Annotated in this window: 10 protein-coding genes; 7 read left to right on the plus strand and 3 right to left on the minus strand. The window is 71.7% G+C overall.

Annotation, left to right across the window (positions count from 1 at the left end; genetic code table 11):
• Window positions 1-4: 4 nt before the first annotated feature.
• The 4 genes from ABD747_RS08885 (at window position 5) to ABD747_RS08900 (ending at window position 5,057) form a co-directional block, all read left to right on the plus strand.
• The gene (locus ABD747_RS08885) at window positions 5-1,111 is read left to right on the plus strand and encodes a CaiB/BaiF CoA transferase family protein (protein ID WP_344803508.1); all 1,107 of its coding nucleotides are present in this window, start codon (window positions 5-7) and stop codon (window positions 1,109-1,111) included.
• Window positions 1,112-1,235: 124 nt separating this feature from the next.
• Window positions 1,236-2,627 carry a glycine--tRNA ligase gene (locus ABD747_RS08890; protein WP_344803510.1) on the plus strand — a complete coding sequence of 464 codons (1,392 nt, stop codon included), beginning with the start codon at window positions 1,236-1,238 and terminating at the stop codon, window positions 2,625-2,627.
• A 125-nt stretch (window positions 2,628-2,752) separates the two neighbouring features.
• A complete protein-coding gene (locus tag ABD747_RS08895) occupies window positions 2,753-3,928 on the plus strand; it encodes a tRNA dihydrouridine synthase (protein WP_344803596.1) in 1,176 nt (391 codons plus the stop codon).
• Between the two features lie 37 nt (window positions 3,929-3,965).
• Window positions 3,966-5,057, plus strand: a complete 1,092-nt coding sequence (locus tag ABD747_RS08900; protein WP_344803598.1) for an HD domain-containing protein — start codon at window positions 3,966-3,968, stop codon at window positions 5,055-5,057.
• A 68-nt stretch (window positions 5,058-5,125) separates the two neighbouring features.
• Here ABD747_RS08900 and ABD747_RS08905 read toward each other — a convergent pair whose 3' ends face one another.
• Genes ABD747_RS08905 through ABD747_RS08915 form a run of 3 tightly spaced genes read right to left on the minus strand, consistent with a single transcriptional unit; the run spans window position 5,126 to window position 8,158 of the window.
• On the minus strand, window positions 5,126-5,857 hold the full coding sequence (locus ABD747_RS08905) for a Type 1 glutamine amidotransferase-like domain-containing protein (protein ID WP_344803512.1): 732 nt from the start codon (window positions 5,855-5,857) through the stop codon (window positions 5,126-5,128).
• A complete protein-coding gene (locus ABD747_RS08910; protein WP_344803514.1) occupies window positions 5,854-7,326 on the minus strand; it encodes a peptidase M16 family protein in 1,473 nt (490 codons plus the stop codon). The genes ABD747_RS08905 and ABD747_RS08910 overlap by 4 nt, the downstream gene beginning before the upstream one ends.
• A gap of 52 nt (window positions 7,327-7,378) precedes the next feature.
• The gene (locus ABD747_RS08915; protein WP_344803516.1) at window positions 7,379-8,158 is read right to left on the minus strand and encodes a hypothetical protein; all 780 of its coding nucleotides are present in this window, start codon (window positions 8,156-8,158) and stop codon (window positions 7,379-7,381) included.
• Between the two features lie 191 nt (window positions 8,159-8,349).
• On the opposite strand from ABD747_RS08915, the gene ABD747_RS08920 reads away from it, so the two are divergent.
• The 3 genes from ABD747_RS08920 (at window position 8,350) to ABD747_RS08930 (ending at window position 12,864) form a co-directional block, all read left to right on the plus strand.
• The gene (locus ABD747_RS08920) at window positions 8,350-9,708 is read left to right on the plus strand and encodes a ferredoxin reductase family protein (RefSeq protein WP_344803518.1); all 1,359 of its coding nucleotides are present in this window, start codon (window positions 8,350-8,352) and stop codon (window positions 9,706-9,708) included.
• A gap of 20 nt (window positions 9,709-9,728) precedes the next feature.
• Window positions 9,729-10,679 (plus strand): phosphotransferase enzyme family protein, encoded by a 951-nt coding sequence (locus ABD747_RS08925; RefSeq protein WP_344803520.1) that lies wholly within the window; start codon window positions 9,729-9,731, stop codon window positions 10,677-10,679.
• Window positions 10,680-10,824: 145 nt separating this feature from the next.
• Window positions 10,825-12,864 carry a PhoX family protein gene (locus tag ABD747_RS08930; RefSeq protein ID WP_344803522.1) on the plus strand — a complete coding sequence of 680 codons (2,040 nt, stop codon included), beginning with the start codon at window positions 10,825-10,827 and terminating at the stop codon, window positions 12,862-12,864.
• The last annotated feature ends 25 nt before the right edge of the window (window positions 12,865-12,889 follow it).

Raw genomic sequence — 12,889 nt, forward strand, 5'->3', positions numbered from 1 at the left:
TCGGGTGACGGCGCCGCTGACCGGCGTGCGGGTGGTCGAGCTGGCCTCGATCGGACCCGGCCCGCACGCGGGCATGCTGCTGGCCGACCTGGGTGCCGACGTGGTCCGGGTCGAGCGCCCCGGCAACCGCGACGACCGGCTCGGCTCAGCCGCGGTCCACGACCTGCTGCTGCGCGGCCGCCGCTCGGTGGTGCTGGACCTGAAGACGCCGCCGGGCGTCGCCGCTGCGGCGGCCCTGGCCGACCGAGCTGACGTGCTGATCGAGGGGCTGCGGCCCGGAGTGACCGAGCGGCTCGGGCTCGGACCGGACGTGCTGCTCGCGCGCAATCAGCGGCTGGTCTACGGCCGGGTGACCGGTTGGGGGCAGCACGGACCGCTCGCGTCGACGGTCGGGCACGACCTCAACTTCCTCGCGGTGACCGGGGCACTGCACACGCTCGGTCCCGCGGACGCGCCGCCGCCACCGCCGCTCAACTACGTCGCCGACTTCGGCGGCGGCTCGATGCTGCTTGTGGTCGGCGTCCTGGCCGCGCTGCTCGATCGCGAGCGGACCGGCCTCGGGCAGGTGGTCGACGCCGCAATGGTCGACGGCGTCGCCTCGCTCTCTCAGCTGGTGCTGTCGCTCCGCGCCGCCGGCGCCTGGAGCGACCGGCGCGGAGCGAACCTGGTCGACGGCGCCGCGCCCTTCTATTGCTGCTACGTCTGCGCCGACGGCCGCTACGTCGCGGTGGCCGCGCTGGAACCGCAGTTCTTCGCCGAGCTGCTGTCCGGTCTCGAGCTGCCGGCGGCCGAGCTCGGAGACCGGCTCGACCGGGCCACCTGGCCGCGGCTGCGGGCGTTGTTCACCGAGCGCTTCCTGACCCGCAGCCGAGACGAGTGGGCCGAACGCTTCGCCCACACCGACGCCTGCGTGACCCCGGTGCTGGACTTCGGCGAGGCAGCGGAGGAGCCCCACCTGACCGCGCGGCGGACGTACGTCGACCGCGGGGACGGCATCGAGGCAGCCCCCGCCCCGCGCTTCTCCCGTTCCGTCGCCGCGTTGCCACCGCCCGCGCCGGCGGTCGGATCGAGCACGGTGGAGGAGATCGTGCGGGACTGGCCGCGACCGTAGGCCCTCGTGGCGGGCGGACCGCCGCTGAACCGGAGAGCGATCCGGGGCGCGGGCGGCTAGTCTGGACCGTCGCGCCCTCCCAGCCGGGGAGGTCGACGTACAGACTCTTGGGAGAAGAAGTTTCGTGGCACCGACCAGCCGTCTCGACAACGTCATCAGCCTCTGCAAGCGCCGGGGGTTCGTGTTCCCCGCCGGCGAGATCTACGGCGGTACGCGGTCGGCCTGGGACTACGGGCCCTTCGGTGTCGAGCTGAAGGAGAACATCAAGCGGCAGTGGTGGAAGTCGGTCGTCACTGGCCGCGACGACATCGTCGGGATCGACTCCTCGATCATCCTGCCGAAGCAGGTCTGGGAGGCCTCCGGCCACATCACCGCGTTCGTCGACCCGCTGGTCGAGTGCCTGAGCTGCCACCGGCGGTTCCGGGCCGACCACCTGCAGGAGGAGTTCGCCGAGCGCAAGGGCCTGCCCGATCCGGACGCCGTCGCGCTGACCGAGATCCCGTGCCCGAACTGCGGCACCCGCGGCCAGTACACCGAGCCGCGCCAGTTCAACGGGCTGCTGAAGACGTACCTCGGCGTGATCGAGGACGAGTCCGGCCTGCACTATCTCCGCCCGGAGACCGCGCAGGGCATCTTCGTGAACTTCGCCAACGTCGTCCAGGTGAGCCGGAAGAAGCCGCCGTTCGGCATCGGCCAGGTCGGCAAGAGCTTCCGGAACGAGATCACCCCCGGGAACTTCATCTTCCGCACCCGTGAGTTCGAGCAGATGGAGATGGAGTTCTTCGTCGTGCCCGGGACCGACGAGGAGTGGCACCAGTACTGGATCGACGAGCGGACCAGCTGGTACGTCGACCTCGGCGTCGACCGCGACAACCTGCGGCACTTCGAGCACCCGAAGGAGAAGCTGTCGCACTACTCGAAGCGGACCGTCGACATCGAGTACCGGTTCGGCTTCCCGGGCAGCGAGTGGGGCGAGCTGGAGGGCATCGCGAACCGGACCGACTTCGACCTGTCGACGCACTCGAAGCACTCCGGGGTGGACCTGTCGTTCTTCGACCAGGCCTCGGGCGAGCGGTTCGTGCCGTACGTGATCGAGCCAGCGGCCGGCCTGACCCGTTCGCTGATGACCTTCCTGGTCGAGGCGTACACCGAGGACGAGGCGCCGAACACCAAGGGCGGGGTGGACAAGCGGACCGTGCTCCGGCTCGACCCGCGGCTGGCCCCGGTCAAGGTCGCGGTGCTGCCGCTGTCTCGCAACGAGGCACTGTCGCCGAAGGCGCGCGACCTCGCCGCCGAGCTGCGCAAGCACTGGAACGTCGACTTCGACGACGCCCAGGCAATCGGCCGCCGCTACCGCCGCCAGGACGAGATCGGCACGCCGTTCTGTCTGACGGTCGACTTCGACACCCTCGAGGACGGCGCGGTCACCGTCCGCGAGCGGGACACCATGACCCAGGAGCGGGTCAGCCTGGACAAGGTCCGCGACTACCTGGCCACCCGTCTCGTCGGATGCTGACTACCCACCCCAACCACGAGTTGTCAGGCTCTCAGCGCGCCATAGCGAGCTCAGAGCCTGACAACTCGCGGGTGGGGTTGCGGATCGGGCCGATCGAGGTCGGCACGCCGGTGGTGCTGGCACCGATGGCCGGGATCACCAACGCCGCGTACCGCCAGCTGTGCCGGGAGAGCGCGGAACAGGGCACCGCGGCCCGGCCGGCGGGCCTATTCGTCTGCGAGATGATCACCAGCCGCGGCATCGTCGAGGGCGATCCGAAGACGCTGTCGATGCTGCAGTTCGACCCGGGCGAGCAGGTCCGCTCGGTCCAGCTGTACGGCGTCGACGCGGCCGTGATGGGCCGGGCGACCGCGATCCTGTGCGAGCAGTACGCGGTCGGTCACGTCGACCTGAACTTCGGCTGCCCGGTGCCCAAGGTCACCCGCAAGGGCGGGGGAGCGGTGCTGCCCTGGAAGCGGGACCGGCTGCGGGCGATCCTGCGGGCGACCGTCGGCGCCGCGGCGCCCTTCGGAGTGCCGGTCACGATGAAGACCCGGATCGGCATCGACGCGTCGCACCTGACCTATCTCGACGCCGGCCGGATCGCCGAGGAGTCCGGCTGCGCGGCGATCGCGCTGCACGGCCGGACCGCCGAGCAGGCGTACGCCGGACACGCCGACTGGGACGCCATCGGCAGCCTCAAGCAGAGTGTCGACATCCCGGTGCTCGGCAACGGCGACATCTGGGAGGCCGCCGACGCCGTCCGGATGGTCGAGCAGACCGGCGTCGACGGCGTGGTGGTGGGTCGCGGCTGCCTCGGCCGCCCCTGGCTGTTCCGCGACCTGGCGGCCGCCCTATCTGCCCTGAGCACCGAACGTGCCCTGAGCTTGTCGAAGGGCACTGGACCTGGCCCTTCGACAGAGCCTGTCCTGAGCTTGTCGAAGGGCTCAGGGCGCATAGCGTTGCCGGACCTTTCTGAGGTCGCGGCCACGGTGCGCAGGCACGGCGAGCTGCTGGCCGGCATCCAGGGCGAGGAGCACGGCTGCAAGGACCTGCGCAAGCACATGGCCTGGTATTTCAAGGGCTTCCCGGTCGGTGGGGAGCTGCGCCGGAGCCTGGCGATGGTGGCCAGCCTGGCCGAGCTGGACGACCTGCTCGGACGGCTGCCCGAGGCGCCCTTCCCCGATTCCGAGCTGGGAAAGCCGCGTGGCCGGCAGGGATCCCCGCGCGGGCGCGTCGTCATACCGCAGGGGTGGCTGGACGACACGAGTGGTCTCGACCTGGATCTCGGTGACGCCGAGCTCGGGATCTCGGGTGGCTGAGCAGATCTCGTCCCGCGCCCAGCAGTGGGCGGCGACCATGCACGGCCACGTCGGCGCGGACGCCGGCGTCGGCCTCGTCCGCGCCCACGCCACCTCGCAGGCTCGCACCGGCGACGGCCCGATCGTGACCCGCGAGTTGCGCGAGGAGCGCGAGGCGCGGAACCTGCGGCCCGGTGCCACCCGCGCGCACGGCGCCGGGAACCGGGCGATCGCCGAGGAGCCCGACACCGAGCGGACCTGCTTCGAGCGGGACCGGGACCGGATCGTGCACTCGACAGCGTTTCGCCGGCTGGCCGGCAAGACCCAGGTGGTCGTCTACCCGACCGACCACCAGCGGACCCGGCTCACCCACGCGCTGGAGGTCGCCCAGGTGGCGACCTCGATCGCCCGCGGCGTCGGTGCCAACGTCGCGCTGGCCGAAGCGATCGCGCTCGGCCACGACTGCGGCCACGGGCCGGGCGGTCACGCCAGCGAGGACGCGTTCGACGCATACCTGCCCGGCGGCTACGACCACGGTCCGTGGGGTGCCGACGTCGTGCTCGACTCTCTCAATCTCTGCGCCGAGACGCTGGACGGGATCCGCAACCACTCCTGGTCCCGCCCGGCACCGGCCACCATCGAGGGTGAGATCGTCAGCTGGGCCGACCGGATCGCCTACTGCGCGCATGATCTGGAGGACGCCGTGCACGCCGGCATCGTGACCGAGGCCGAGATCCCGGCCGAGGTCGCGGAGGTGTGCGGGCGTGGCCGCCGCGAGCAGCTGCGGACCTTCGTCCACGCCGTGCTGCGCGCCGTGGACCGGCACGGCGAGATCGGGATGGAGCCGGAGCCGGCGGCCGCTCTCGCCGCCCTGCGGGCGTTCAACTACGAGCGGATCTACGTCCGGCCCGCGTCGCTGGCGCAGTCCCGCGCCGTGGTCGACGTGCTCCGCGCCCTGGTCGAGTTCTACGCGGAGCGGCCTCGCATCCTGCCGACGCCGGTCGACGCGAGCCCGGGTGACGAAGCTGCAGTTCGGGCCGCCGTGACCTATGTCGCCGGGATGACCGACCGGTACGCGTTCGACAAGGCTGTCGGCGAGCTCGACTGGGACCCCACCCGCCTCCCGCGCGGCATCGACGACGGTCGCTGACCGGACTGGCCGGAATAGTGGAGTAGATCCTCACGGGACTAACCCCGACGATCTACTCCGATCTCGATTCAGTCGAGCCGGCGAGGCTCGAGGCGGGTCTCGATCACGCCGCCGGAGCCGTCGGGCTCGACCCGGTAGGCAGCCTTGCCGTCCTCCTCGCTGACCACCTCGGCCAGGTCGGTGCCGCGATAGACCAGCCCGACGCCGTCGTCGGTGGCGTAGCCGGTGGGCAGTTCGCCACCGGCCACCAGCCCGTTGAACAACGGTCGGCGCTGTTCCTCGACGTCGTGGTGCACAGAGTTGGAGAACGGGACGAGTCCTAGCCCGTCCCGCACGGCCCGCAGCTCGGGGCCGAACGAATCGGTGGTGCCACCGACGTGCCAGCACAGCGATCCCGCGGAGATGCCGGACAGCACGACGCCCGCCTCCCAGGCCGAGCGGAGCGCGAGGTCGTAGCCGTGCAGCCGCCACAGCGCCAGCAGCCCGGCCACGCTGCCGCCCATCACCCAGACCACGTCCTGCTCGAGCAGATGAGCGGCCGGATCGGGCAGGTTGGGCATCCCGAACGAGGTCAGGTGCGAGGCGTGCCAGCCGGCCAGCATCGCCGCCTCGTACAGCCAGGTGATCACCGCGGGGTTGTCGCCGCTCGCCGTGGCCAGGAAGCACACCCGTGGGGCCCGCCCGCTCACCCCGGCCAGCTCGACCGCGTAGTGGCCGAGCGGGGTGAACGCGAACCGCGTCCGGCTGCCGGGGCCGATCCCGCCCGAGGTCGCGAGGATCGTCGGCACGTCGTCGCTCACCGCTCGTCCCAGATCAGGTCGGGACCGACATTGCGCCGGACGGCCTGGATCAGCTTCTTTCCGCGCCGATAGAGCTTCGGCCCGACCGCGATCGCCACGCCACTGCTCGCCAGCACGGTCAGGTCGCCGTCGTCGTCGCGGAGCACGCCGGCCACCTCGGTCCAGTCCAGCGTCCAGGTCTGGTCGCCGAGCCGCTGCGCCAGGCCGGTCTCGGTCAGTGCCACCCGGGCGGTGCGGGCGTCCTTGTCGGCCACCCGGGCGGGCAGCGGCGGCCGGAACACCTCGCCGGCGGGCAGCGACGCCGAGGACCCGGGCGGGATCTCCGTGGTGGGTATGCCCCGGCGCGCCACCTCGTCGGCGGCGCGCGCGTCGATCAGATAGAGCACGTCGGCCGCGAGCCCGCGAAGCTGATCGTTCAGCCGATCGGCCGAGACCGCACCGACCGCGGCGGCGTCGAAGGCGGCGACGTCGCTGCCCAGCAGCGCGCCGATCGCGACGTCCATCGCCGAGGCGATCTCCGAGTCGCGTCCGCGGGCACTCTCCAGCACCGTCTCCCGGGCGTGCTCCACCTCGGCCTCGGTCGCGCCGTCGCGTAGCAGTCCCGTCGTGGTGTCGATCATGGCCAGCACCGCCTCGACCGCCCGGTCGGGCAGCGGCTCGGCCAGCACGGTCAGCTCCCAGCGGCCGTCCGCCACGGCGAGCAGCTCCCGGTCGAGGCTGTACGTGAGTCCGCGCTCGTGCCGGACCACCTCGGTCAGCCGGTGCTCGATCACCGCCGCGGTCAGTAGCTCCAGGCCCGTGCCTTCAGCGGGCGGCAGGATCACGCTGAACCCGCACCCCGGACCGTCCACCGTGATCGCGTGCGGGCGCTCCCAGCGGCGCGGGACGACGTAGGCATGGGTGGGCGCCGGGCCTACGGGCAGCGGCAACGAAAGCCCCTCCGGCCACGGTCCGTCCACCATCAGCAATGCGTTGCCCGTCACGAACCAGCGCTCGGCGACGGCGCGGACGGTCTCGGCCCGGACCCCGGCCGGCCCGGGTCCGGGAGCGCCGACCAGACCGAGGTCCCGCAGGCCGTAGCGGGCCGGGCCGAGCGGGGTGCCGCTCTCGTCGGGTCCCTCCGCGGAGAGCACCGCCGCCTCAGCTGCCAACCGGGAGAGCGGCGGCGCGGCCAGGCCCCGGCACACCCCCTCCAGGAACGTGCGGACCAAGCCCGGCGACCCCTCGGCGGTGAAGTCGGTCAGGCTCGGGCCGACCGATCCGTTGATGCTGATCGGGGTGTGCCGGACCTCGTGCATGACCAGGTGTTCCAGCATGTGCAGGGTGCCCAGGGTGGCCAACGACTCGTCCCGCTGGCCGACCCCGAACAGCAGGGCGGCGCTGCACACCGGCGCCGCACTCGGGAAGTGATGGACCTGCACGCCGTCCACCTCGAGGACGCGGTGCTGGAGCGTCTCGCCGTTGCTCATTGCGGCATCCTGCCAGTCGCCGCGCACGAGCGCAGCGGAGCCGGACGCCCGATCAGCAGGCGGCCGCCGAGCGATACGTCGCGGCAGCCTTGTCGAAGTCCTTGATGTGGTCCGGGGCCGCGCGCCACGCGGCGATCCAGATCTGCTGCGCATTGTCGACGTGATGCATCTTGTTCCGGCGCATCGCGGCGAGGTGGCTGTCCCAGTCGTGCATCCCGCGCGAGCCCGCCACCAGCACCGGCTTCTGGGCCGCGATCCGGGCGCTGCAGCCGGCGAGCGTGGCCGCCACCTTCGCCGGGGCATCCGCCGGCGTCGCGCAGGAACCCGATCGGGCAGCGGCGAGATCCACGGCGCCGCGATAGCTCGCGACATCGGACGGTCCGAGCAACCGGGTCCGCATGAACGACTTCTTCATCCCGGCGACCGAGATCCTGCCGGCGTTCGCGTCGGTCTGGGCTTGGACGTGCTGCGACCAATGATCGATTCCGGTGGCGGCCCGCGCGATCACGGTGTCGCGGCTCTTCACCCGCTGCTGGCAGTCGGCGACCACGGCGGCCCAGTCGGCGCCGGCGGAGGCAGACGGGGCCGCGGTCGCGCTGGGTTCGGGTGACTCGGCGCTCGCCGACTCGGTTGCGGACGGGCCGCTCGTGGACGGGCCCGTCGTGTCGTCGATGACGGCGCTCTCCTCGGCCGCCGGAAGCGCGACCGACGCCTCGGTGTCGGACATCTGCCAGACGGCGAAGGTGGCTACCGCGGTCACCCCGATCAGTGCCGACGAGACGAGGACCCGGCCGCTGACGCGACGACGTACGGCTCGGCGTGGTTTCGCCATGGGGGCCTCCGGGGGATTGAACGGGAGGCTGCGACGACCCCCCGTGGGCCGAACACTAGGCCGAACTCCCTGTGCTCGCAGGAGATTCGTAGAATTGGCGGCAATTTCTCGAACGGGCCACGCGGCCGTGCCGGCGCTGTTAGTGTGCGCGACACCCAAAGTACCGATATCCCCCCACTCGGGAAGACAGCATGGCCGTTGCCGATCCGCTCGACGTGATCGCTCGCCGTCCGGCGCGCCGTCGCACGGGCTCGATCGCCGTCGCCGGCATCGTGCTGCTGGGCGTCGGCGCGGCCGGCGCGTGCTGGTGGGCCGGACTGCCCCACGCGGGACTTCCGTTGCCCGGCGACGTCGTGGCCAGCGGCGCCCAGCTCGCCGGCCTGGTCGCCTCGGTCCTGGTCTGCCTGCAACTGCTCCTGATCGCTCGGGTTCCGTTGCTGGTCCGCTCGATCGGCCTCGGCGCGCTGGTCGGCTGGCACCGGCGGGTCGGCTCCTCGGTGTTGATCTTGATCGTGCTGCACGTGCTGCTGGCGGTCCTGGGTGCGATGTTGATCGACCGGCGCACCCTGTGGTCGGAGCTGACCGGCACGGTGTTCGCCGACCCGGCGCTGGTGCAGGCGGTGATCGGCACGGCGCTGATCGTCGTGGCCGGGTTGACCAGCGCCCGGATGGCCCGGTCCCGGCTGCGCTACGAGTGGTGGTACGCGGTCCACCTGTCGGTCTATCTCGGCATCTTCTTGTCCTTCGCCCATCAGGTGCGGTCCGGCGTCCACTTCGTCGACAGCCCGGCGATGCGCACCGGCTGGATCGCCCTGTACGTCCTCACCGCCGCCGTGATCGTGCTCGGCCGGCTGCTCGGGCCGACCGCCAGGCTGCTTCGACACCGCATCCGGGTCGAGCAGGTCGTGCCCGAGACGGCAGATGTGGTCAGCGTCTGGCTGCGCGGTCCGGGACTGTGGCGGCTGCGGGTGCGCGCCGGGCAGTTCTTCTACGTCCGCTTCCTCACCCCGGGCCATCTGTGGTCGGCGCATCCGTACTCGGTCTCGACCCTGCCGCAGTTGGGGCGGATGCGGCTGACCATCGGCGCGTCCGGTGACCACTCCAACGCCGCGCGTCAATTGCGACCCGGCACCCGGGTGCTGCTGGAGGGCCCGTTCGGCAGCTTCGGCACCGGCTGCGGTGCCGAGTCCCGGGTGCTCCTGATCGCCGGCGGTTCCGGCGTCGGGCCGATCGCCGCGCTGGCCCGCGAGTTCAGCCGGGCCGGTCGGGACGTGGTGCTGCTGCACCGCGCGTCGAGCCCGGCGCAGCTGCCGTTGCGCGGGGAGCTGACCGGGCTGTCGCTGCGTTTCCTGCCGGTCCTCGGTCGTCGATCCGAGCTGGGTCGGGACCCGCTCGGTCCGGAATCGCTGGGCGCGCTGGTGCCCGACGTCGCCGGCCGCGAGGCATTCGTCTGTGGCAGCCCCGGGCTGGTCCGCGCGGCCACCGACGGGCTGCGCGCCCTCGGCGTACCGGACAGGCGGATCCATCACGAAGAGCTCGAGCTGGCGTAGCGGGGCTGGTGTTCCGGCGCATGGGTGGTCTGTCCGCTGACGGGTTCGGGGCGGTCGCCGCCGCGTACGACCTCGGCCGGGTCCTGCAGGTGGGCGACGATCCGGCCCGGGGACTGCAGGGACAGGTCTGGCGGCTCATCACCACCGCCGGCGTCTGGGCGGTGAAGGAGGCCAACGTGCCGTTCAGCGAGGCGGAGGCGCGCCAGGCGGACGAGTTCGCTGACGCCGCCCGTCGCGGCGGAGTGCCGGCTCCCGCGGCCCGGCTGACGCGCGGCGGCCGTCACGTCGCCCTCGTCGGCGATACGGCGATCCGGGTGCAAGCCTGGGTCGACCTCGACCCGCCCGACCCGCACCTCGACCCCGCGTCGGTGGGCGCGATGCTCGGCTCGCTGCATCGGGTGTCACTGCCGGCGGGCGCTTCGCCGCACTGGTGGTACACCGAACCGGTCGGCGCCGCGACCTGGGACACCCTGGTGGACGAGTGCCAGGCGGCGGCCGCACCGTTCGCGGACCGGCTCGCCGGCATCCGCGACGATCTGGTCGCACTCGAGATGATCATGACCCCGATGACACCGGTCCAGCGGTGTCACCTCGACCTCTGGGCCGACAACGTCCGCGGCACGCCCGGCGGAGGACTGTGCGTGATCGACTGGGACAACAGCGGCCCGGCGGATCCGAGCCGTGAGCTCGCCCTGGTGCTGTACGAGTTCGGCCGGACCGATCGGCACCGGCTTCGAACCCTCTACGACGCCTATCGTGATCAAGGCGGCCCCGGTCAGCTGCGCGATCCGGCCGACTTCGCCATGCTCGCCGCGCAGCTCGGTCACATCGGTGCGATGCACCTGCGTCGGTGGCTGGATCCGTCCGCCTCTACCGCGGAGCGGGACGGGGCGCGGCGGGGGATCGAGGAGTTCGTCGGTGATCCCTTCACGACCGCCACCATGATCGAGATCATCGCCGCCCTCGACTGAGGCGCGGGCCGGCGCACCGGCCATGATCATTTGTTCACTGCCGGTTCATGTCGCGCTCACGCCGATTCCATCCGCCCCCGCGAGCATCGCTGCACGTCGGGGACCCGCTCCGACGACGCTCGGCACTCTCGGAGGATCCCCCGTCATGACCGCGACCGACTCACCCGACCTGCTCCCCATGTGGGGCCGCACCCACGGCAATCGCAGCCCCGTCACCTGCCAGCTCAAGTGCGACAGCGCGTGCGCGCACCCGGTTCCCAACCGCAGCGCGGAACCGAGCTTCGCCGACATCGCGTCCCGCCAGCTGACCCGCCGATCGTTGCTGATCGGCACGGGCGCGGTGGCCGTGGCGGCCGCCGTGCCGCCGTTGTCGGTGCGCCCCGCCGAGGCAGCGCCACGGGCGGCCGGTGCCGGCGAGGTGGGCAGCGGTGCGCTCCGGTTCACCCCGATCGCCTCGGTCGACGATGCCGTGGACGCGCTGACCGTGCCGAAGGGGTGGCGGTGGACCCCGATCCTGCGCTGGGGCGACCCGCTGTTCGACGACTCCCCGGCGTTCGACCCGACCGTGCCCGATGCCGAGGCCCAGGAACGTCAGTTCGGCTACAACAACGACTACCTGGACATCCTGGTCACCGACCGGCGCGGCCGGAAGGCCCTGCTGTGCTGCAATCACGAGTACGTCAATCGGGCGATCATGTTCCCACCGACGTCCTCGGCGGCGCTCGAGCGCGAGGTACTCAAGGCGACCATGGCGGCCCACGGCTTCAGTGTGGTCGAGTTGCGCCGCTCCGCCACCGGCCGGCCCTGGCGGTATGTGCGGGGAGCGGCCAAGAACCGCCGGATCACCGCGTACACGGCGTTCGAGCTCACCGGTGCGGCCGCGGGCAGCGACCTGGTCACCACGGCCGCCGACCCGAGCGGGCGCCGGATCCTCGGGACGTTCGGCAACTGCTCCGGCGGCACCACTCCCTGGGGCACGATCTTGTCCGGCGAGGAGAACTTCAACGGCTACTTCCGGGCCGACCCGGGCGCCCGGGGCAGCGCCCGCTACGGACTGACGAACAAGCCGAGCACGTACGGCTGGGAGAACATCGACCCCCGGTTCGACGCCACCGGCCCGGACTACGCGAACGAACCGCACCGGTTCGGCTACATCGTCGAGATCGATCCGCAGGATCCGACCTCGACGCCGCGCAAGCACTCAGCACTCGGACGATTCAAGCACGAGGGGGCGAACATCCGGGTGGATCGCGACGGCACCGTTGCCGCGTACATGGGCGACGACGAGCGGTTCGACTACCTGTACAAGTTCGTCTCCAAGTGGAAGTACCGGCCGGGAAGCTCGGCGTCGGCCCGCCGGCACAACCTGAGGCTGCTGACCGAGGGCGATCTCTACGTCGCCCGGTTCAGCGGGGTACAGAATCCGGGCAACGACAACCTCGGCACCGGCTCGTGGATCCCGCTGATCATGAACGGGGAGTCCGTCGTGCCGGGGATGACGCATGAGGAGGTGCTGGTGTTCACCCGCGAGGCCGCCGACACGATGAAGGCGACGCCGATGGACCGGTGCGAGGACGTCCAGCCGAACCTGCAGTCCGGCAAGGTGTACGTCGTCTGCACCAACAACGCCGATCGGGGCGTGAGGCCGGGCAAGCCGGGCCCGGACGCGGTCAACCCACGGGCGGCCAACAAGAACGGCCACATCGTCGAGATCACCGAGCGAGGAGACTCGGCCGGCGCGACCTCGTTCCGCTGGGACCTGTTCATGGTCTGCGGCGACGCCGGGCAGGCGGGGACGTACTTCGGCGGCTGGACCGGGGACGTCGCGCCGATCTCCTGCCCGGACAACATCGCGTTCGACTCGCGTGGTGATCTGTGGATCGCCACCGACGGAGCGCCCAGCTCGATCGGCAAGGCGGACGGGTTGTTCCGGGTGCCGTTGCAGGGCGCCGAGCGCGGCCACCTCACCCAGTTCCTCGCCGTGCCGGTCCAGGCGGAGACCTGCGGCCCGGTCGTGCACGACACGGACGGTTCCGTCTTCGTCGCGGTCCAGCACCCCGGTGAGGACGGCAGCTGGGAGCAGCAGCTGTCGTTCTTCCCCGACTACGTTCCGGAGGGTGCGACGCCGCGACGCGGTGCCTGGCGCGGGCCGCGGCCGGCGGTCGTCCAGGTCACGAAGGGCTGAGTCGCGGACCAATCCGTTCGCGGGT

The sequence above is a fragment of the Microlunatus ginsengisoli genome (assembly GCF_039537205.1).
In the GTDB taxonomy this organism is placed as follows: Bacteria; Actinomycetota; Actinomycetes; order Propionibacteriales; family Propionibacteriaceae; genus Microlunatus; species Microlunatus ginsengisoli.

What these genes read in the sequence shown, in the direction of transcription:
- ABD747_RS08930 (WP_344803522.1), top strand. Translation starts at nt 10,825, where the DNA reads ATGACCGCGACCGACTCACCCGACCTGCTCCCCATGTGGGGCCGCACC.
- ABD747_RS08910 (WP_344803514.1), bottom strand. Translation starts at nt 7,326, where the DNA reads ATGAGCAACGGCGAGACGCTCCAGCACCGCGTCCTCGAGGTGGACGGC.
- ABD747_RS08920 (WP_344803518.1), top strand. Translation starts at nt 8,350, where the DNA reads ATGGCCGTTGCCGATCCGCTCGACGTGATCGCTCGCCGTCCGGCGCGC.
- ABD747_RS08895 (WP_344803596.1), top strand. Translation starts at nt 2,753, where the DNA reads ATGGCCGGGATCACCAACGCCGCGTACCGCCAGCTGTGCCGGGAGAGC.
- ABD747_RS08900 (WP_344803598.1), top strand. Translation starts at nt 3,966, where the DNA reads ATGCACGGCCACGTCGGCGCGGACGCCGGCGTCGGCCTCGTCCGCGCC.
- ABD747_RS08925 (WP_344803520.1), top strand. Translation starts at nt 9,729, where the DNA reads ATGGGTGGTCTGTCCGCTGACGGGTTCGGGGCGGTCGCCGCCGCGTAC.
- ABD747_RS08915 (WP_344803516.1), bottom strand. Translation starts at nt 8,158, where the DNA reads ATGGCGAAACCACGCCGAGCCGTACGTCGTCGCGTCAGCGGCCGGGTC.